Origin of the sequence: Psychrobacter sp. TB55-MNA-CIBAN-0194 (assembly GCF_040309505.1) — a bacterium.
In the GTDB taxonomy this organism is placed as follows: Bacteria; Pseudomonadota; Gammaproteobacteria; order Pseudomonadales; family Moraxellaceae; genus Psychrobacter; species Psychrobacter fozii.
In genome coordinates this window covers 1-239 of sequence record NZ_JBEOOW010000735.1, presented here as the reverse complement: position 1 = coordinate 239, position 239 = coordinate 1, and the positions used below count along the sequence as shown (strand labels likewise).

Annotated in this window: 1 protein-coding gene; it reads left to right on the top strand. The window is 74.5% G+C overall.

Annotated features, from left to right (window positions below; all coding sequences use genetic code 11):
- A partial coding sequence (locus tag AAEY75_RS16920) for a hypothetical protein (protein ID WP_352260330.1) occupies positions 1 to 239 on the top strand: 239 nt, incomplete at both ends.

The following is a 239-nucleotide window of genomic DNA, read 5'->3' as shown; positions in this document are numbered from 1 at the left end:
GTCACGCAGTATCGCGAGCGCGACAAGCTGATCGCCGTCGACCTGCGCGCGCCGCGGGCCGACCGCGTCGATCCGGCGAAACTCGCGGGCCTCGCGCTGCCGACGCCGAACGGCCCCGTGCCGCTCGGCTCCCTCGGCCGCTTCACGCCGACGCTCGAATACGGCGTCGTGTGGGAGCGCGACCGCCAGCCGACCATCACCGTGCAGTCGGACGTGCGCGCCGGCGCGCAGGGCATCGA